Origin of the sequence: Pseudomonas sp. efr-133-TYG-5, assembly GCF_030209175.1 — a bacterium.
Lineage (GTDB): Bacteria > Pseudomonadota > Gammaproteobacteria > Pseudomonadales > Pseudomonadaceae > Aquipseudomonas.
The window spans coordinates 135,165-154,652 of record NZ_JARVSM010000006.1; the positions used below are offsets into that span (position 1 = coordinate 135,165).

The following is a 19,488-nucleotide window of genomic DNA, read 5'->3' on the forward strand; positions in this document are numbered from 1 at the left end:
GTCGGCTGCAGTGCTGCGGCGCGGCGCAACGTACCTCGCCACAGAGCATTGCGCTTATTTGCCGCGCGTCTCGACGGCTCGGGGTGCAGGCCGCAGGGTGACGTTCAGGCAAGGCTGCACACAGCCGATTTTCAGCGTGCGCGGTGGGGCCCAGCGCGAGTTGTTGCCGACCCGGTCGAGGACGCAATAGGTCACGTCGAGCCGCAGGTCCTCGCCAGCCTCGACAATGACTGCCGGCGGCACCCAGACCTGGATCGCCTGGCCGACATCGGCCCGCGTGAGACGCGGCAGATCCATGCGCGCATCACCCCAGCGCAGGGTGATTTCATCACCCTCGGCCATGTTCAGGTAAGGCGCGATGGTCAGCGGCACGCCGCGCCTGATCTGGCTTGGATTGACCCCGCGCCGACAAATGACCGTGGGCAGAATGACCGGGCGCAGATACTGGTTTTCTTCCGCGCAGCCCGGCAGTACCGGGCCGCCGGGGCAGTCGAGTTTGACCTCGACCCGGGCGCTGGCCGACAGCGCCGGTTTGCGCCCGACCTGCATCACCCGGTAGTGCAGCCGTGGCCAGCCACTGACGATGAAACTCTCCGGCACTTTCAACTTCAGCGGCTTGCCGATATCCGCCTCGGCCACTACGCAAGCGGCCACGTAGCAGCCGTCCCAGAACAGTTCGACCAGGTCACCTCGGTCCATGCCGGAATAGGGCGCCACTGCCACCGTCAGGTTGGCGGCGGCCCACAGGTTGATACCGCCCGCATGGGCGGGCTCCAGGGTCGGCGGCGCCAGGGGCGCGATGTTGGAAATGCAGGTCATGGGTTTCTCTCCTTGAAGCCTTGCAGCGAAGTCCGTTTCGGAAACAGCGAATGGCGTGAATTACCTGGCAATAAAAACCCGTGCCGTTATTCAACTTTGACGGAGGCCGAGTTAAGTAACGGGCGGCGGCTGAGGACTAGATAAGAGTTCGTCGGAAAGGGTGTCAAGCAAGTGGCTGAGTTAATCGGAAGATTAATAATGAATCAGAAGCTTCCTACGTTGTGCAGGCAGTCAGCCTAGGCCGAGCGGGGAAAAGGGCCACGAATTTGCCCGGTTTTACGCCTGTTTCGCTGTGTGTCTGCAAGACGCTGGGCATTCAGCGGCGGCATATTTTAGCCGCGACGAAGATGTTGCAGGACATATATATGTACCGCAGGCGGGTTGGCAGTTCTGTTATAGGAAAGAGGAAAAGTTGCAGATCGAGATAAGTACAACTTCCATCCGTGGAAGTTGCTGATAACACCTCAGGCGTACTCAGGCGTGGTTGCGAAACTTGCTGAGAAACTGGCGGGTGCGCTCTTCTTGCGGGTTGGCAAACAGTGCCTTGGCTTCGCCTTGCTCGACGATCACGCCCTTGTCGAAAAACACCACGCGGTTGGCCACGTCACGGGCGAAAGCCATTTCGTGAGTGACGATGACCATGGTGCGTTTCTCCTCGGCGAGGCCGCGGATGGTCGCCAGCACTTCACCCACCAGTTCCGGATCGAGCGCCGACGTCGGCTCATCGAACAGGATCACTTCCGGCTCCATCGCCAGCGCTCGGGCAATCGCCACGCGCTGTTGCTGGCCACCCGACAGGCGCCGTGGATAGGCGTCTTCCTTGCCGGCCAGGCCGACCTTGGCCAGCAGCTTTCTGCCCAGGGCAACGGCTTGCTCGCGCGGCATCTTCTTGACCACGATCGGGCCTTCGATGACGTTTTCCAGGGCGGTGCGGTGCGGGAACAGGTTGAAGTTCTGGAACACGAAGCCCACGTGCTGGCGCAGGTTGCGCACCAGGCTCTGCTGCTGGTTCAGCGGACGGCTGGTATCGATCTCGATATCGCCGACCTTGATCCGGCCGCTGGTGGGGGCCTCGAGGAAGTTCAGGCAACGCAGGAACGTGGTCTTGCCCGAGCCGCTGGGGCCGATGATCGCCACGACCTCGCCTTCCTTCACCTCAAGATCGATGCCGTTGAGCACCACTTGACCCTTGAACTGCTTGGTCAGTTTTTCCACGACAATCATCGGGTCAGGACTCCTGGTCGTGCCGATTGACCCGCTCTTCCAACTTGTTCTGCAGGTGCGACAGCACCGTGGCCAGAATCCAGTAGATCAGCGCGGCGGCAAGATACATGGTGAAGACTTCGAAAGTCCGGGCGGTAATCAGTTGCGCCTGACGGAACAGCTCCGGCACCTGAATGGTGGCGGCCAGTGCCGTGTCCTTGACCAGCGAAATGAAGCTGTTGCCCAGCGGCGGCAGCGCCGTGCGCATGGCCTGCGGCAGGATGGCCCGGCGCAGGGTCTGCGCGCGGGTCATGCCGATGCTCGCAGCGGCTTCCCACTGGCCACGTTCGATCGAACCGATCGCGGCGCGGAGGATTTCACAGGCATAAGCGGCCATGTTCAGCGAGAAGCCGATCAGGGCTGCCGGCAGCGGATCGAGTTCCAGGCCCAGTTGCGGCAAGCCGTAATAAATCACGAACAGCTGCACCAGCAACGGCGTGCCGCGAAAGAACGACACGTAGATGCGGGCCAGCCAGCTCACCGATTTGAAGCGCGACAGGCGCATCAACGCCAGGCCGAAGCCCAGCAGCAAGCCGAAGAACATGCCGCCGAGGCTGAGGACGACCGTGTAGTACGCGCCCTTGAGCAGAAAGGGCGCGGAATCCAGTGCGAGTTGGAAAGCTTCTTCCATTATTTAGTGACGTCAGCTTGGAAGTATTTTTCCGAGATCTTGGCCAGGGTGCCGTCGGCACGCAGCTCGTCGAGGGCCTTGTTCACCGCTGCCAGCAGTTCAGGCTCGCCTTTGCGCAGGGCGATACCGGATTCCTGACGGGAGAACGCCTGCCCGGCGGCCACGGTTTTCGGGGCTTTCTTGGCGTACTCCAGCGCGGCCAGACGGTCGATCAGGATGGCGTCGGTGCGGCCGTTGTTGAGGTCGGCGAACTTGGTCGGATCATCGTCGTAGGTACGCACGTCAGCACCCGGCACGTTGGCGCGGACCCACTGTTCGTAGTTGGTGCCCAGGCCGACACCGACTTTCTTGCCGGCCAGGTCGGCGGCAGTCTTGATGTTCAACTTGGCTTCCTTGTCCTTCAGCACCAGCGCCTGAATCCCGGAGATGGTGTACGGCTCGGAGAAGTCATACTTCTTCTTGCGCTCGTCGGAGATGGTCACCTGATTGACCACGACGTCCAGGCGCTTGGATTCCAGCGCCGCGAGGATACCGTCCCACTTGGTCGGCTGAATCTTGGCTTTGACGCCCAGCTTTTGCGCCAGGGCTTCGGAGAGTTCGACTTCGAAACCGGACAGCTTGCCGTTTTCATCGACGAAGCTGAACGGTGGATAAGTGCCTTCCAGGCCGACGTTGATGACGCCTTTGTCCTTGATCTGTTGCAGTTGCTCACCGGCAACCGCATTGCCCAGCAGACCGGCGCCCAGCGCCAGGCCCAGCGAACCTACCAGCAGATTTCGACGTAGTGCGGAAAAATTCATGACAAGCCCCTGTGTTTTCTTATGGAAGACGCTTAAGGAAAGTTGGCGAATTCGGGAATTGGACGACAGCGCTATCCTGCCTTAAAGCAGCTTAAGCGTCTCTCGCGAAATTCGCCTGCGGCGAGACTATAAGACGGTTCTTTTAGAATAGAAAATAATGAATTTTATTTTTCTTATTCTTTAATAGAATATGTGTTTTTCGTATTCCGATCGTTCCCGCGCTCTGCGTGGGAACGCTTCAGGGGACGCTCCGCGTTCCCGCTTTCGCGAGTGACGCGGAGTGTCCCGGCCTGCATTCCCACGCCGCGCGTGGCAACGCGCGCGTCAGAGAAAATCCTTGTAGGCAAACAACGCCGGTGCTCCGCCCGTGTGCAGGAAAATGATCGGGCCATCGTCGAAACGTTGGCGACCGATGCCGTCGAGCAACCCGGCCATGGCCTTGCCGGTATACACCGGATCGAGCAACACGCCTTCCTGGCTGGCCAGCAATTTCACTGCTGCCAGGGTCCCGGCATTCGGCTCGCCGTAACGCGGGCCGAAGTATTCGTCCCACAACTGGACCTTGAAGTTCTCCGGCAGTTTCACCCCCAGCAGGTCCGCCGTGCGCTCGGCCAGCCCCTGCACTTTCGGGCGCTGATCCTCTTCGCTGCGCGAGACGGTCACGCCGATCACTGGCAGTTGCGGCAGGACTTCGCTCAGCGCCAACGCCAGGCCGCTGTGCGTACCGGCGCTGCCCGAGGCCAGCACGACGGCGGCAAATTGCAGACCGGTGTCCTTGATCTGCTCGGCCAGTTCCAGGCCGGCACGTACGTAGCCCAATGCACCGAGCGCATTCGAGCCACCGATCGGCACCAGATACGGCTTCTTGCCATTGCTGCGCAGGCGCACGGCGAGGGCGGCGAGCTGTTCGTCGGCGTTGTCGAGGTTGTCGACCAATTCGACCTTGGTGTCGAACAGATCCAGCAGCAGGCGGTTGCCGTTGCCGGTGTAATTGCTGTCGTCGGTGCCGAGCGGATTTTCCAGCAGCGCGACGCAGCCGAGGCCGAGTCTGGCCGCCAGCGCAGCCGTCTGGCGCACGTGGTTCGATTGCAGCGCGCCGGCGGTGATCAGCGTGTCGGCGCCCTGGGCGAGGGCATCGGCAGCGAGGTATTCGAGTTTGCGCAGCTTGTTGCCGCCCATCGCCAGCGGCGTCAGGTCGTCGCGCTTGAGGTAGATATCGCGGCCGAGCCAGGTGGACAGGCGTTCGAGTTTTTCCAGTGGCGTGGGTTGGCCTAGCAGGTCGAGGCGATTGAAGCGATCCAGCGGTTGTTTGATCATGAGTCCGTACTGGCGGAGGAAGATCACAGGACTATAGGCACGCCGATTTAGCGCGGCAACCGCCAATCGCTTATAGCCAAAAGTGCTTAGGCCAGCACTATCGGTTCTTAATTCGCCCTGCCGGGCTTGCCGTAAAGTAGTCGCCGTTGACGCGGCCAGACCGTCCGGCCGCCCGTGAGGAGTCTTTACCGTGAGCGAGCGTTCCAGCCATTGGCAATTGCAGACCATCGTCAGCCAACTGCGTACCGCGCGGGATCAGTGGCGTACGCAAAATGGCCGCGCCAGCGGCGAGCAGGGCGGGCGGGAATTGCCGTCCCGGGCGGCGATGGCGGAGATTCTCGAAGCCTTGTGCGGCGCGTTGTTTCCGATGCGCCTGGGGCCGGTTGATCTGCGTGAAGAAAGTGAAGACTTCTACGTCGGGCACACCCTCGATGTGGCGTTGAACGCCTTGCTCGCGCAGGCGCGCCTGGAACTGCGCTACGTCGCCCGGCACAACGCCCAGGCCGACACCGAGGTCGAGGCCCGGGCGATACGCATCATCCAGGATTTCGCCCTGGCGCTGCCGGGGCTGCGCAGCCTGCTCGACAGCGATGTGCTGGCGGCCTATCACGGCGATCCGGCGGCACGCAGCGTCGACGAGGTGTTGCTCTGCTATCCGGGGATCCTCGCGGTGATCCACCATCGCCTGGCCCACCATTTGTACCGCGCGGGCCTGCCGCTGCTGGCCCGCATCAGCGCGGAAATCGCCCACTCGGCCACGGGCATCGACATTCACCCGGGCGCGCAGATCGGCCGCAGTTTCTTCATCGACCACGGCACCGGTGTGGTGATCGGCGAAACCGCGATCATCGGTGAGCGGGTGCGCATCTATCAGGCCGTTACCCTGGGTGCCAAGCGCTTCCCGGCGGACGAGGACGGCCAGTTGCAGAAGGGCCATCCGCGCCACCCGATCGTCGAGGACGACGTGGTGATCTATGCCGGGGCGACGATCCTCGGGCGGATCACCATCGGCAAGGGCTCGACCATCGGCGGCAACGTCTGGCTGACCCGCAGCGTGCCGGCCGGGTGCAACCTGACCCAGGCCAACCTGCAGCATGATGACGGCGCGCAGAAGTAAGGCACGCAGAGGCGACCCTCAGCCCTCCCGAAGCGTCGGAACGCCCGGAGGCTGAGGGCGCTTTCGACTTTTATTTTGCACTGAACGAATCCGCTCCAACCCGCGTCATACCCCTCCTTGAGCTAGCGTACGAAAGCTACCGCCCAGCTCTGCGATTAGTCCTCAGCGGCCTATCCATGTTTAACTTGAACGTTCATTCAAGTTAAACCGGCGGTTCGCTGCCCGCTCACAACAGGAGGCTTGCCTTTGCTGAGTCCGATCATTTCAGCCACGTTTCAACCCCTCGAGGTGCACCGCTCATGAGTGCCTCGTCTACCCCCGCCAGCGGTCTGGTGCGGATGAATCCGCCGGTGTTCTACTTCGCCGCGACGGTGATCCTGCTGTTTGGCCTCGTGGTCATCGCCATGCCGGAGCAGGCCGGCGCCTGGCTGCTGCAAGCGCAAAACTGGGCGGCCAACACGGTCGGCTGGTACTACATGCTCGCGATGACCCTGTATCTGGTCTTCGTGGTGGTCACCGCGTTATCGGGCTACGGCAAGATCAAACTCGGTGCCGACCACGACGAACCCGAATTCAGTTACCTGTCCTGGGCCGGCATGCTGTTCGCCGCCGGGATCAGCATCACGCTGTTTTTCTTCTGCGTGTCGGAGCCGTTGACCCATCTGCTGCAACCGCCGCAAGGCACGGCCGGCACTGCGGAAGCGGCGCGCCAGGCGATGCAGATTCTGTTTCTGCACTGGGGCCTGCATGGCTGGGGCGTGTTCGCCTTCGTCGGCATGGCCCTGGCGTATTTCGCCTACCGACATAACCTGCCGCTGGCCTTGCGTTCGGCGCTGTACCCGCTGATCGGCAAGCGCATCAACGGCCCCATCGGTTACGCGGTGGATGGCTTCGGCATCATCGCCACAGTGTTCGGCCTGGGTGCCGACATGGGCTTCGGCGTGCTCCATCTCAACTCGGGCCTGGACTACCTGTTCGGCATTGCCCACACCCACTGGATTCAGGTTGGCCTGATCACCCTGATGATGGGCGCGGCGATCATCGTCGCGGTCTCGGGCGTGGACAAGGGCGTGCGGGTGATGTCCGACATCAACATGCTGCTGGCCTGTGCGCTGCTGTTGTTCGTGCTGTTTGCCGGGCCCACGCAGCACCTGCTCAACACCCTGATCCAGAACCTCGGCGACTACCTCGGCGCCTTGCCGATGAAGAGCTTCGACCTCTACGCCTACGACAAGCCGAGCGACTGGCTGGGTGGCTGGACGGTGTTCTACTGGGCCTGGTGGATCGCCTGGTCGCCGTTCGTGGGCCTGTTCATCGCGCGGATTTCCCGCGGCCGGACCATCCGCGAATTCGTCTTCGGCGTGCTGTTGATTCCGCTCGGTTTCACCCTGGCGTGGATGTCGATCTTCGGCAACAGCGCCATCGACCAGGTGCTCAACCACGGCATGTCGGCGCTGGGCATGTCGGCCCTCGACAACCCGTCGATGACTCTCTACCTGCTGCTGGAAACCTATCCGTGGAGCAAGACCGTTATCGCCGTGACGGTGTTCATCAGTTTCGTGTTCTTCGTCACCTCCGCCGACTCCGGCACCGTGGTGCTGTCGACCTTGTCGGCCAAGGGCGGCAACCCGGATGAAGACGGGCCGAAATGGCTGCGGGTGTTCTGGGGCGCGATGACTGCACTGATCACCAGCGCGCTGTTGTTTTCCGGCAGCATCGATGCGCTGAAGTCGGCGGTGGTGCTGACCTCGCTGCCGTTCTCGATGATCCTGCTGCTGATGATGTGGGGTCTGCACAAGGCGTTCTACCTGGAATCGCAGAAGCAGATCGCGCAACTGCACTCGCTGGCGCCAGTGTCCGGCTCGCGGCGCGGCAAGGGCGGCTGGCGCCAGCGCCTGAGCCAGGCCGTGCATTTCCCGTCACGCGACGAGGTGTACCGCTTCATGGACAGCACGGTGCGGCCGGCCATCGAAGAAGTGACCGCGGTGTTCGCCGAGAAAGGCCTGAACGTGGTCACCCAGCCAGACCCGGCGCACGACAGCGTCAGCCTGGAAATCGGCCACGGCGAGCAGCATCCGTTCATCTATCAGGTGCAGATGCGCGGCTACTTCACGCCGTCGTTCGCCCGCGGTGGCATGGGCTCCAAGCAGCTCAACAATCGCCGTTACTATCGCGCCGAGGTGCACCTGAGCGAGGGCAGTCAGGACTACGATCTGGTCGGTTACACCAAGGAGCAGATCATCAACGACATCCTCGACCAGTACGAACGCCATATGCAGTTCCTGCATCTGGTGCGTTGATCGAGCGCTGAGCGCCGGGACGATTCACGACTCGGCGCTCAGCACCATGAACAACACCATCGCTGCCACCGGCACCCCGAATACCGCGCTGCCCACGGCAATCTCCGAGCCCAGCGGCTGCCCGGCATGCACCACTCCCACCGCACCGTTGATCACCGTCAACGCCAGCCACAGCGCGGCGAAGCTGTAGGCCAAAGTCTGCCGGCTGAAACCCACGCGCTCGCCGATATAGAGCATCAGCGCGAGCAGGACCAGGCCGAAGAAGATGATGATGGCGGTGTGCATGGAGGTGCCTGTGGGTTGTGTGGAGCTTGATCGGACGCCTTCGCGGGCAAGCCCGCTCCCACAGGTTTTTGTATTGAATACAGATTCTGTTAACGACGCGAAACCCTGTGGGAGCGGGCTTGCCCGCGAAGGGGCCACCTCGGTGTCCTTTAGAGCATAGCCAAGTCAGCCCACATCAATACAAGCCAACCACTCTCGATCCGACAAATTTCGCGACGCACGGCAATGCCCTTTCTCGCTGGCCTGCGCCTGCCGTTGGTCGAACCAATCACCGAGTGTTTGTCACTCAGCTTATATTTATCTAAGTGTGTATCGTGTGTATAAACCGCTTGCTCACGTCTTAAAGTGACCCGCTCTTGCTGTCGAACAGGGCGATGGACATGCGTAGTCGGGAAATGATCAGGATGATTGAGGAGGATGGCTGGTATCTGGTCGCAGTGAGGGGTAGTCATCACCAGTACAAGCATCCGCGCAAGTCGGGAAGGGTGACGATCAAGCATCCGGATGCAGATCTTCCCAAGGGGACGATCAACAGCATTTTGAAACAGGCGGGCTTGAAATGAAGCCGGTCATTGAAAACGAAAGTCCTTTTACGGACATGTCAGAGGAAGGATTCACTCACATGAAATTTCCGGTCGTTCTGCACAAGGATGCCGATTCTGACTACGGAGTGATTATCCCGGATGTACCGGGGTGCTTCTCCGCAGGTACCACGGTAGCCGAAGCTTTCGAGAATGCTCAGGAAGCTCTGGCCCTGCACTACGAGGGGCTGGTAGCCGACGGTGCAGCGCTGCCTCGAGTCCAGGATATTGATGCGCATCTCGGCAACCCGGATTACGCGGGTGGAATCTGGGGAGTCGTCGATTTTGACATCACGCCTTATTTCGGCAGATCCGTGCGTTTCAACGCTACGCTGCCCGAACAACTGCTCGAGCGTATCGATCAGACTGTCCGGCGTGATCAGCGCTACAGTTCCCGTTCCGGGTTTCTGGCTGCTGCTGCGTTGCGCGAATTATCGGCATAACGAAGATCCTGCAAGAGTTGCCGCAAGCGGCGATCTCCTGATACTGGCTAAAGCGGAAGATCGCCGCCGGCGGAGGCTCCTACAGATCCTTTGCGGGGCAGGTGCTCTCGCGCTCGATCACGTTGCACTGCAATAGATTCAGCCGTTGCACATCATCGCTCGGCAACACCCCGAGGCTCTCCAGCACCCGCGTCGCTGCCAGCACGCCGATCTCCAGTGCCGGCGGCTTGATGGTGCTCAGGCTCGGCAGCAGCATCTCGGCGAACGGGTAATCGCCGAAGCCGAGCACGGCGCAGTCGTCGGGGATCCTGAGGCCTGCGCGTTGCCCGGCGAGCAGGCCGCCGGCGGCGAGGTTGTCGTTGGCGAAGATGATCGCGTCGGGGCGCGGCGAGGCGTGCATCAGCGCTTCCATCGCTTGCTTGCCGGCCTCGAACGGGGCGCGGTCGGCGTCGGGGGCGAACACCCACGGCTGCAGGCCGAACTCGCGCACGGTGGCGGCGTAACCGTCGCGGCGTTCCAGGGCACTGAGGTCGCCGGGGGCGCTGTTCTGCACGAAGGCGATGCGGCGATAGCCTTTGTCGTGCAGGTAACGGGCAGCGGTCACGCCGACTTCGAAGTGCGAAAAACCGATCTGCATCGGCTCGCGATCCGGCTGGTAATCCCAGGTTTCGATCACCGGAATGTCCGCTTCGGCGATCATTTTTTCCGTGCCTGCGCTGTGGAAGTGACTGGTCAGCACCAGCGCCGCCGGCGACCAGCCGAGAAACGCGCGCACGGCGTTTTCTTCCTGCTCGGTGCTGAAGTAACTCGACGCCAGCAGCAACTGATAACCGTGGCGGCTGAGGGTGTCGCTGAAGCCCTGAATGGTGTTGGCGAAGATCGGCCCGGAGATGTTCGGAATCACCATGCCGACGATTTTCCCGCGCGCCGATGCCAGTCCCCCGGCCACCAGGTTCGGCACGTAGCCCAACTCGGCAACCACCGCCGCAATGCGCTCGCGGCGCTCGGGCGAGACGCTTTCCGGCTGATTGAAATAACGCGACACGGTAATCGCCGATACGCCCGCCTCGCGCGCCACCGCATTGAGGGTCACACGCCCGGCACCACGGCGTTTGCGCGTTTTTTCTTCGCTCACGACTCGATCCTTGTTAAAAACCAAAACGCATATAAAAGTAATTTTTCAGTATTGGACGGTCTATGCCCGGCTTGTCGATACTGCCGATGTTAGCGCTAACAAAGCGCGTTGTCTGCTACTCGCTCGAGCGAATGCCCAAGACATCGATACAGGCGCTGTCGTCGCAGAACGGCAGCGGTTCAGGGCCATTTTCGAGCGGGCAAGCATGCACAACATTCCTCGGGCGACACATAAACTGGCGCAATCGATTCGCGCTGCGGGCTGGCTGTTCACCGGACTGGCGGCCTTGCCGCTGGCCGATGCCGTCGCCGCCGACAGCAGCGATCAGGAGCCGACACTCAAGTCCGTGACGGTCACCGCCACCCGCCGCGAAGAGTCGCTGCAAAAGGTGCCGGTAGCGGTGTCGGTGATCGACGGCGAACAACTGGAACGCGACAACCGCAACGGCGTGGCGAGCATCGTCCAGCAAGTGCCTTCATTGAATTTCCGCACCGGCGCATCGAACAAGGACACCTCGTTGTTCGTGCGCGGCGTCGGCACGATTTCCACCTCGCCCGGCGTCGAGCCGACCGTGGCCACGGTGATCGACGGCGTGGTGTATGCCCGCCCGGGTCAATCGACGCTCGACCTGCTCGATCTGGAGCGCGTCGAAGTCCTGCGCGGTCCGCAAGGCACGCTGTTCGGCAAGAACGCTTCGGCCGGTGTACTCAACATCACCAGCAAGGCACCGACCGCCGAGACCCACGGTTACATCGATCAGTCGTACTACAGCGGCAACGAAAGCCGTACCCGCTTCGGCATTGGCGGCAGCCTGATTCCGGACACGCTCAAGGGCTCGATCAGCACATTGGTCAGCAGCTACGACGGCAACGTCGACAACAAAAACAACGGCCAGGAAGTCAACGGCTACAACCATCGCGGCGTGCGCGGCAAACTCGAATTCACCCCGAACGACGACGTCACCTTCACCCTGATCGCCGATTACATGCAGTCTCACGACGACGGCCCCAACGGTGTCGTCAGCAAGTCGCTGACCCCGGCCTTCGCCAACGCACTGAGCCCGGTGAATGCCAGCAGCCACAACCGCGACATCAACACCGACACCCGCAGCCATGTCGAGGACACCAACAAAGGCCTGTCCGGCCAGCTCGACTGGCAACTGGGCGACTACACCCTGACCTCGATCACCGCGTGGCGCGGCTGGGACAACACCCAGTATCAGGATGGCGATCGGCTGAGCACGATCACTGCGGCATTCCCCGGCACCGCCGACAAGGGCGATCTGGCCTTCGACCAGTACTCGCAGGAGCTGCGCCTGGCTTCGCCGAAAGGTGAGTTCCTCGAATACGTCGGCGGCCTGTTCTACATGCACGGCAAGGACGACGAGACCTACCAGCGCACGCTGACCACCCCCACGCGCACCGACCGCGGCGTCGCCGATTACAGCACCACCAGCGACAGCTATGCCGCGTTCGGCGAAGCCACGCTGAACTTCACCTCGGACTTGCGTGGCATCGCCGGCCTGCGCTACACCCACGATGAGCTGGAATACGATCACCGCCGCGTCTCGACGTCGGCGACCACGGTCAGCGGCATTCAGCCTGCCACCAGCAGCTCCGGCTCGGTGGACGAGGACGGCTGGTCGGGCCGCCTCGGCGTGCAGTACGACCTCAGCGACAGCGTCACCACGTACCTGACCTACTCGCGTGGCTACAAAGGCCCGGCCTACAACGTGTTCTTCAACATGCAGCCGCGCGACACCGAAGCACTGAAACCGGAAACCTCCAACACCTGGGAGGCGGGGATCAAGGCGACCAGCTGGAACAACCGGCTGACCACCAACCTCGCCGTGTTCCACAGCGACTACGACAACTATCAGGCGAACTTTTTCGACACCGTCGCCGGCCAAGTGGTGACGCGCCTGATCAACGCCGGCTCGGTCAGCACCGAAGGGGTCGAACTCGATTACGCCCTGCAGGCGACCCAGCAACTGAAGTTCTCCGGCGCCCTGGCCTACACCCGCGCGCGCATCGACGAATTCGCCTGCCCGGCGGGCGCGGCGGCCTCGTGCAACGTCAACGGCAAACCCCTGCCGTTCAGCCCGGACTGGAAAAGCTACGTGCGCGCCGACTACAGCATCCCGCTGGATAACGGCCTGGATATCGAACTGGGCACCGACTACAGCTGGCAGAGCGAAGTGCAGTACGACATCAGCCAGAACGCCGATACCAAACAGGGTGCCTACGGCATCTGGAACGCCAGCGTGGCACTGGCCGACTACAGCAACGGCTGGCGCGTGGCGCTGCTGGGCAAGAACCTCGCCGACAAGTCGTACTCGCCACTGCTCGCCAGCGGCGGCAACTACATCTACCGCGCCGTGCCTCGCGATGACGAACGCTACTTCGGCGTGCAACTGCGCAAGGACTTCTGAGATGAGCAGACAGCTGAAACTCGGCGCGTTCCTCATGGCCACCGGGCACCACGTCGCGGCGTGGCGCCACCCGGATGTGCCGGCCAACGCCGGCCTGGATTTCGCTCACTACAAACGCCTGGCGCAGATCGCCGAGGCAGCCAAATTCGACACGCTGTTCGTCGCCGACAGCGTCGCCGCGCCCACCCAGGACATCGCCAGCCGCATGGCGCGCTCCGATCACTTCGAGCCGCTGACCCTGCTCTCGGCGCTGAGCGCGGTCACCGAGCACATTGGCCTGATCGCCACGGCGACCACCAGCTACAACGAGCCGTATCACGTGGCGCGCAAGTTCGCCTCACTCGATCATCTGTCCGGCGGCCGCGCCGGGTGGAATCTGGTGACCTCGGACAACGCCGCCGAGGCTTTGAATTTCGGTCGCGAGGAGCACATCGGCCACGCCGAACGCTACAGCCGTGCGCGCGAGTTCCATCAGGTGGTCACCGGGCTCTGGGACAGCTGGGAGGACGACGCGTTTGTCCGCGACAAGGCCAGTGGCGCCTATTACGACCCGGCGAAGCTGCACGTGCTCGATCACCACGGTGAGCATTTTCGCGTCAAAGGCCCGCTCAACGTCGCGCGTTCGCCGCAGGGGCAGCCAGTGATTGTCCAGGCCGGCTCCTCGGAAACCGGCCGTGAACTGGCCGCGCAAACGGCCGAAGTAGTGTTCACCGCGCAGACTTCGCTGGCCGCCGCTCAGGCGTTCTACGCCGATCTCAAGGGCCGTTTGCGCAAGTACGAGCGCAGCGCCGATTCGTTGAAAATCATGCCGGGCGTGTTCGTGGTCGTCGGCCAGAGCGAAGCCGAAGCGCAGGCCAAATATGAAACGTTTCAGCAATTGGTCGAGCCAGGGGTTGGCGTGGCGCTCCTGGGGCGTATGCTGGGCAACTTCGATTTGTCGAAGTACCCGTTGGACGGGCCGTTGCCCGAGCTGCCGCTGACCGACAGCGGCCAGCAGAGCCGGCAGACATTGCTGACGGAACTGGCAGGGCAGGAGAATCTGACCCTCGCCGAATTGGGCCGCAGGATTGCCGGTGGGCGCGGGCATTACAGCCTGGTGGGCACGCCTGCGCAGATCGCTGACCGCTTGCAGGAGTGGTTCGAGCAGGGCGCGGCGGATGGTTTCAACGTGTTGGTGCCACATCTGCCGGGCGGACTCGAAGACTTCGCTAATGGCGTGGTCCCGGAACTGCAGCGGCGTGGGCTGTTCAGAACCGAGTATGAGGGCCGGACCTTGCGCGACAACCTGGGCCTGGCCCGACCGCAAAACAGATTTGTGTAACACCCTTCGCGAGCAGGCTCGCTCCCACAGGGGAGTGCATTCCAAATGTGGGAGCGAGCCTGCTCGCGAAGAAGTCGACACCCATTCAAGACAGACAAGAGAGGATTCGATGACTTACACCGCTGCCGAAAACCGCTACGACTCCATTCCTTACCGCCGCGTCGGCCGCAGCGGTCTGGTGTTGCCGGCACTGTCCCTGGGCCTGTGGCACAACTTCGGCGACAGCACGCCGATCGACACCCAGCGCGCCTTGCTGCGCACCGCGTTCGACCTGGGTATCAACCACTTCGACCTGGCCAACAACTATGGCCCGCCGTACGGCAGCGCCGAGATCAATTTCGGTCGGTTGCTGCGCGAAGACTTCAAGTCATACCGCGATGAGCTGATCATTTCGAGCAAGGCCGGTTGGGACATGTGGCCCGGCCCTTACGGCCAGGGCGGTGGGTCGCGCAAATACGTGCTGGCCAGCCTCGACCAGAGCCTGCAGCGCCTCGGTCTGGACTATGTGGATATCTTCTATTCGCACCGCTTCGACCCGGACACCCCGCTGGAAGAAACCGCCAGCGCCCTTGCCACGGCGGTACAGCAGGGCAAGGCGTTGTACATCGGCATCTCGTCGTACTCCGGGGTGAAAACCCGCGAAATCGCCGCGCTGCTCAAGGAGTGGAAAGTGCCGCTGCTGATTCATCAGCCGGCCTACAACTTGCTCAACCGCTGGGTGGAAAAGGATCTGCTCGACACCACCGAGGAACTCGGCACCGGCGTCATCGCGTTCACGCCATTGGCGCAGGGTCTGCTGACCGATAAATACCTCAACGGCGTGCCAGCGGATGCGCGGGTCAATCGTCCGGGCGGTGGCTCGTTGCAGGCTGCGCACTTGTCCGAGGCCAACATCGCCCACGTGCGTGCGTTGAACGAGATCGCCAAGCGGCGCGGCCAGAGCCTCGCGCAACTGGCGCTGGCCTGGACGCTGCGTGATCCGCGGGTGACTTCGGCACTGATCGGCGCGAGCCGCCCGGAGCAGATCATCGAAAACGTCGGGGCGTTGAAGAACCTGAACTTCAGTGCTGAAGAGCTGGCGGAGATCGACCGGTTTGCCCAGGAGGGCGGGATCAATCTGTGGGAGAAGCCTTCGACGGCTGAATAATGGTCAGGCGCTGGTTGATCTGGCGCCTGCATTGACGCCTTCGCGGACAAGCCCGCTCGCACAGTGATCTCGGTCGCTCACAGATTCTGTGTGCAACCGAGATCACTGTGGGAGCGGGCTTGCTCGCGAAGGGGCCTTTGCAAACAGCGCAGCACACAGGCCTTATTTGAAGAACGGCACATCCCCCAGCACCGTCGCGCGCTGCATCACCCGCCGTGCCGGCCGGTAGTCATCCACCGCGTAATGCTGGGTCACGCGGTTGTCCCAGAACGCGATGTCGTCTTTCTGCCAGCGCCAGCGAATGGTGAATTCCGGACGCGTGGCATGGGCGAACAGCAACTTCAGAATGGCCTCGCTCTCGGTTTCCGACAGCTCGTTGATCTTCGAGGTGAAGCCTTCGTTGACGAACAACGAACGGCGTCCGCTCACCGGGTGGGTGCGAATCACCGGGTGTGACAGCGGCGGATTCTTGCGTCGCGCCTCTTCCCACTGCGCCAGCGCTTCGGGTGTATTGCCATAGCGCTCCAGCGGAAACGAACGGGTGAAATCGTGAGTGGCGGTCAGGCCTTCGAGCAACGCCTTCATCGGCGCCGACAGCGCCTCATACGCAGCGATTCCGCTGGCCCACAACGTGTCGCCACCGAACTCCGGCAGCAGCTTGGCGCTGAGCACCGCACCCAGCGCCGGGGTCGGCAGGAAGGTCACGTCGGTGTGCCAGATCGCGTTGTCGCGCACGTCGGTGACGGCGGTGTCGAGGATCAGCACTTCCGGTTGTTCCGGCACGTTTGGGTAGATCGGGTGAATGTGCAGGTCGCCGAAATAGGCCGCGAAGCGCGCCTGCTGCGGCGGCTCGATCGGCTGGTTGCGAAAGAACAGCACCTGATACTTGAGCAGCGCCTGCTCGATGGCGTCGCGTTGCTCCAGGTTCAGTGGCTGGCTGATGTCGACGCCGCTGATCTGCGCGCCGAGGGCCGAGCTTAGAGGGGTGATGGTCAGGCTGCTCATGATGGTTCTCTTCGAATTCGGGGTGTCATGCTTTTGTGGGAGCGAGCCTGCTCGCGAATGCTGAGTGTCAGGCGACAATGCGCTGACTGATCCGACGCTTTCGCGAGCAGGCTCGCTCCCACAGGGGAATTTCACATGGCGACTAATGGGCCTGGCCGTGCCACGGCACCAGTTTGCGTTGCAGGGCGCGCAGGCCCATTTCCATGGCGAAGGCGATCAGTGCGATCACGAGGATGCCCAGCACCACCACATCGGTGACCAGAAACTGCGCGGCCGACTGCACCATGAAGCCCAAACCGCTGGTGGCGGCAATCAGTTCGGCGGCCACCAGCGTCGACCAGCCGACACCCAGGCCGATGCGCACGCCGGTGAGAATGTCCGGCAGGGCGCTCGGCAGAATCACATGGCGAATCAACTGCGCGCGGGTGGCGCCCAGCGACTGCGCGGCGCGCAATTTGGCCGGGTCGACGGTGCGCACGCCGGTGGCGGTGGCAATCGCGATCGGGGCGAAAATCGCCAGGTAGATCAGCAGCACTTTCGACAATTCGCCGATGCCGCACCAGATCACGATCAGCGGCAGGTAGGCCAGCGGTGGAATCGGCCGGTAGAACTCGATCAGTGGGTCGAGCACACCACGGGCGATGCGGTTGGCGCCGATGGCAATGCCCACCGGTACGGCGGTGAGAATGGCAAAACCGAGGCCCAGACCGATGCGGCTCAGGCTTGCGCCCAAGTGCTGCCAGAGGGTCGAGTCCATGTAGCCGCTGGTCGCCAGCAACCAGCCTTTCTGCAGCACGGCGGACGGCGGCGGCAGGAACAGCGGCTCGATCAAACCGCTGGCGGTCACCGCCCACCAGATCGCCACCAGGGCGAACAACGTCAGCAGGCTGATCCAGCGCGTGCTGAGACTGCGGCGCACTGGAATCACCACCGAAGGGGTTTTCACCGCCGCCGCGGAAACGTCGTAACTGCTCATGCGCGCTCCTGCCGTTGAACGGCGCTGCGTTGCGAGAACACTTTGCCGAGCACGTGTTCGCGGGTTTCGATAAAGCGCGGGTCGGACTTGATCGACCGCGCCGATTCACCGGCGGCGTAGCGCTGGCCGAAGTCCAGGTGCAGGCGCTCGACGATCTGCCCCGGATTCGGCGCGAGCAGAATCAGGTCGGTGGCGAGGAACACCGCTTCTTCGATGTCGTGGGTAATCAGGAATACCGGTTTGGCGGTGCGTTGCCAGACTTGCAGCAACAGCTCCTGCATCTGTTCGCGGGTGAAGGCGTCAAGGGCGCCGAAGGGTTCGTCCATCAGCAGCACGCGCGGGTCGGCGGCGAGCGCACGGGCGAGGCCGACGCGCTGTTTCTGACCGCCGGAGAGCTGCCAGATACGGCGCTTTTCGAAACCGGACAGATCGACCAGCGCGAGCATCTCGCGGGCGCGCTGTTCGCGTTTGTCTTTACCGACACCGGCCAGTTCGAGGCCGAAGGCAACGTTGGCCAGCACGTCCTGCCAGGGCAGCAAGGCGTCGTCCTGAAAGACCACGCCGCGTTCGGCGCTCGGCCCTTTGACCGGCACGCCGTCGAGGGTGATGCGCCCGGCGCTGGGTTCGACGAAACCGGCGATCAGGTTCAACAGCGAGGTCTTGCCACTGCCGGACGGGCCGAGGGCAACCAGCAACTGCTGGGGCCCGAGGGTCAGGGAAATGTCCGCCAGCACCGGTGCAGGGCTGCCGGGGTACTGTGCGCTGATGCGCTCCAGCTGTAGCAAGGCCATCGCGATCAACTCCCGATCAATTGGTGATGTATTTGGCGCTGACGTACGGCGCGTAGTCCGGCAGTACCGCGTCGACCTTGCCCTGCTCCTTGAGGAACGCGGCGGTGTCGGTGATGGCTTTGGTGGTCGGTGCGCCGAGACTGCTCACCTGATCGGCGGCCAGCGGGTAGACGTTGCCTTGCAGCAGCAGCGGAATATCGCTGGCCTTGGCCCCGGAGAGCTTCACCAGTTTGTCGACGTTGCTCTGGTTGGCGAGCCAGGCTTGCGGGTCCTTGCGGTAGTCGGCGTAGGCGTCGAGGGTGACCTTAGCGAATGCGGTGACGATTTCCGGGTGCTTCTCGGCGAAGTCCTTGCGCACGATCCAGGCGTCGAAGGTCGGCGCGCCGAACTTGGCCAGTTCACCGGAAGTGATCAGCACCTTGCCGTTTTCCTTGGCTACACCGAGGGCCGGATCCCACACGTAGGTGGCGTCGATGTCACCGCGTTTCCACGCGGCGATGATGGCCGGCGGGGCGAGGTTGAGCACGGTGACTTTCGCCGGATCAATGTTCCAGTGCTTGAGGGCCGCGAGCAGGCTGTAGTGACCGGTCGATACGAATGGCACGGCGATTTTCTTGCCGACCAGATCCTGCGGGGTCTTGATCCCGGAACCGTCGCGGGCGACCAGGGCTTCGGCGGCGCCGATCTGGGTGGCGATGAGGAAGGTTTCCACCGGGACCTTGCGGGTGATCGCCGCGGTCAGCGGGCTGGAGCCGAGGTAACCGATCTGCACGTCGCCCGATGCGATGGCGCTGATGACGTCGGCGCCGTTATCGAACTTGCGCCAGCTGATGTCGGCCTTGGTGGCTTTTTCATAAGCGCCGTCGGCCTGGGCGACTTTCGCCGGGTCAACGGTGGTCTGGTAGGCGACGGTGAGGTCGGCGGCCTGCGCCAGAAAGCTCGCGGCAGCCAGGGAGGCCACGGCCAGCAGGCGAAGCGGGAAATTCAGTTTCATGGGGAGTGCTCCAGATCAGGCAACCGACGGTCGGCGTGAAAGGAGACTAAATGATCTAAGAATCTAAAAATAAATAACTTTTTAGAATGAGCTTATGAGCGGAAAAATCTAAGGGAGAGAATGGGACGTTCC

The 19,488-nt window shown here is 62.6% G+C and carries 18 protein-coding genes; 7 read left to right on the forward strand and 11 right to left on the reverse strand.

Annotated elements, in window-relative coordinates:
* Positions 1–54: 54 nt before the first annotated feature.
* The 5 genes from QRN70_RS19630 to QRN70_RS19650 all read right to left on the reverse strand — a co-directional run bounded on the left by QRN70_RS19630 (position 55) and on the right by QRN70_RS19650 (position 4,830).
* Positions 55–819 (reverse strand): hypothetical protein, encoded by a 765-nt coding sequence (locus QRN70_RS19630; protein WP_285419575.1) that lies wholly within the window; start codon positions 817–819, stop codon positions 55–57.
* Positions 820–1,293: 474 nt separating this feature from the next.
* Positions 1,294–2,043: an L-cystine ABC transporter ATP-binding protein TcyN gene (gene tcyN, locus QRN70_RS19635; RefSeq protein WP_285419576.1), complete on the reverse strand. Its 750-nt coding sequence runs from the start codon at positions 2,041–2,043 to the stop codon at positions 1,294–1,296.
* 4 nt (positions 2,044–2,047) lie between these two features.
* Entirely contained in the window at positions 2,048–2,713 is a 666-nt protein-coding gene (gene tcyL / locus QRN70_RS19640; RefSeq protein WP_093106265.1) for a cystine ABC transporter permease, read from the reverse strand.
* Positions 2,713–3,513, reverse strand: coding sequence for a cystine ABC transporter substrate-binding protein (tcyJ, locus tag QRN70_RS19645; RefSeq protein ID WP_285419577.1), 801 nt, complete (start codon positions 3,511–3,513; stop codon positions 2,713–2,715). Before tcyJ ends, tcyL begins: the two co-directional genes overlap by 1 nt.
* A 324-nt stretch (positions 3,514–3,837) precedes the next feature.
* Positions 3,838–4,830 carry a D-cysteine desulfhydrase gene (locus QRN70_RS19650; protein ID WP_285419578.1) on the reverse strand — a complete coding sequence of 331 codons (993 nt, stop codon included), beginning with the start codon at positions 4,828–4,830 and terminating at the stop codon, positions 3,838–3,840.
* A 190-nt stretch (positions 4,831–5,020) separates the two neighbouring features.
* Here QRN70_RS19650 and epsC point away from each other — a divergent pair, with 190 nt between their 5' ends.
* Both epsC and betT read left to right on the forward strand, forming a co-directional pair.
* Positions 5,021–5,947, forward strand: coding sequence for a serine O-acetyltransferase EpsC (epsC, locus tag QRN70_RS19655; RefSeq protein WP_285419579.1), 927 nt, complete (start codon positions 5,021–5,023; stop codon positions 5,945–5,947).
* Between the two features lie 338 nt (positions 5,948–6,285).
* Positions 6,286–8,247, forward strand: a complete 1,962-nt coding sequence (betT, locus tag QRN70_RS19660) for a choline transporter BetT (RefSeq protein ID WP_285419981.1) — start codon at positions 6,286–6,288, stop codon at positions 8,245–8,247.
* 24 nt (positions 8,248–8,271) lie between these two features.
* Here betT and QRN70_RS19665 read toward each other — a convergent pair whose 3' ends face one another.
* Entirely contained in the window at positions 8,272–8,532 is a 261-nt protein-coding gene (locus QRN70_RS19665) for a hypothetical protein (protein WP_285419580.1), read from the reverse strand.
* 380 nt (positions 8,533–8,912) lie between these two features.
* Here QRN70_RS19665 and QRN70_RS19670 point away from each other — a divergent pair, with 380 nt between their 5' ends.
* Both QRN70_RS19670 and QRN70_RS19675 read left to right on the forward strand, forming a co-directional pair.
* Entirely contained in the window at positions 8,913–9,095 is a 183-nt protein-coding gene (locus QRN70_RS19670; protein WP_285419982.1) for a type II toxin-antitoxin system HicA family toxin, read from the forward strand.
* Positions 9,092–9,556: a type II toxin-antitoxin system HicB family antitoxin gene (locus tag QRN70_RS19675; RefSeq protein ID WP_502941631.1), complete on the forward strand. Its 465-nt coding sequence runs from the start codon at positions 9,092–9,094 to the stop codon at positions 9,554–9,556. The genes QRN70_RS19670 and QRN70_RS19675 overlap by 4 nt, the downstream gene beginning before the upstream one ends.
* A gap of 79 nt (positions 9,557–9,635) precedes the next feature.
* Here QRN70_RS19675 and QRN70_RS19680 read toward each other — a convergent pair whose 3' ends face one another.
* A complete protein-coding gene (locus tag QRN70_RS19680; protein ID WP_285419581.1) occupies positions 9,636–10,691 on the reverse strand; it encodes a LacI family DNA-binding transcriptional regulator in 1,056 nt (351 codons plus the stop codon).
* A gap of 205 nt (positions 10,692–10,896) precedes the next feature.
* On the opposite strand from QRN70_RS19680, the gene QRN70_RS19685 reads away from it, so the two are divergent.
* From QRN70_RS19685 to mgrA, 3 genes are all read left to right on the forward strand, one after another.
* Positions 10,897–13,122: a TonB-dependent receptor gene (locus tag QRN70_RS19685; RefSeq protein ID WP_285419582.1), complete on the forward strand. Its 2,226-nt coding sequence runs from the start codon at positions 10,897–10,899 to the stop codon at positions 13,120–13,122.
* A gap of 1 nt (position 13,123) precedes the next feature.
* Positions 13,124–14,443, forward strand: a complete 1,320-nt coding sequence (locus QRN70_RS19690) for an LLM class flavin-dependent oxidoreductase (protein ID WP_285419583.1) — start codon at positions 13,124–13,126, stop codon at positions 14,441–14,443.
* Between the two features lie 109 nt (positions 14,444–14,552).
* Positions 14,553–15,590: an L-glyceraldehyde 3-phosphate reductase gene (gene mgrA / locus QRN70_RS19695; RefSeq protein WP_285419584.1), complete on the forward strand. Its 1,038-nt coding sequence runs from the start codon at positions 14,553–14,555 to the stop codon at positions 15,588–15,590.
* Between the two features lie 162 nt (positions 15,591–15,752).
* Here mgrA and tauD read toward each other — a convergent pair whose 3' ends face one another.
* The 4 genes from tauD to tauA all read right to left on the reverse strand — a co-directional run bounded on the left by tauD (position 15,753) and on the right by tauA (position 19,356).
* The gene (tauD, locus tag QRN70_RS19700) at positions 15,753–16,595 is read right to left on the reverse strand and encodes a taurine dioxygenase (RefSeq protein WP_285419585.1); all 843 of its coding nucleotides are present in this window, start codon (positions 16,593–16,595) and stop codon (positions 15,753–15,755) included.
* A gap of 142 nt (positions 16,596–16,737) precedes the next feature.
* Complete coding sequence (gene tauC / locus QRN70_RS19705) at positions 16,738–17,571, reverse strand: taurine ABC transporter permease TauC (RefSeq protein ID WP_285419586.1); 834 nt, start codon at positions 17,569–17,571, stop codon at positions 16,738–16,740.
* Positions 17,568–18,362 (reverse strand): taurine ABC transporter ATP-binding subunit, encoded by a 795-nt coding sequence (gene tauB, locus QRN70_RS19710; RefSeq protein WP_285419587.1) that lies wholly within the window; start codon positions 18,360–18,362, stop codon positions 17,568–17,570. Before tauB ends, tauC begins: the two co-directional genes overlap by 4 nt.
* Before the next feature lie 16 nt (positions 18,363–18,378).
* Positions 18,379–19,356, reverse strand: a complete 978-nt coding sequence (gene tauA / locus QRN70_RS19715) for a taurine ABC transporter substrate-binding protein (protein WP_285419588.1) — start codon at positions 19,354–19,356, stop codon at positions 18,379–18,381.
* Positions 19,357–19,488 lie beyond the last annotated feature (132 nt).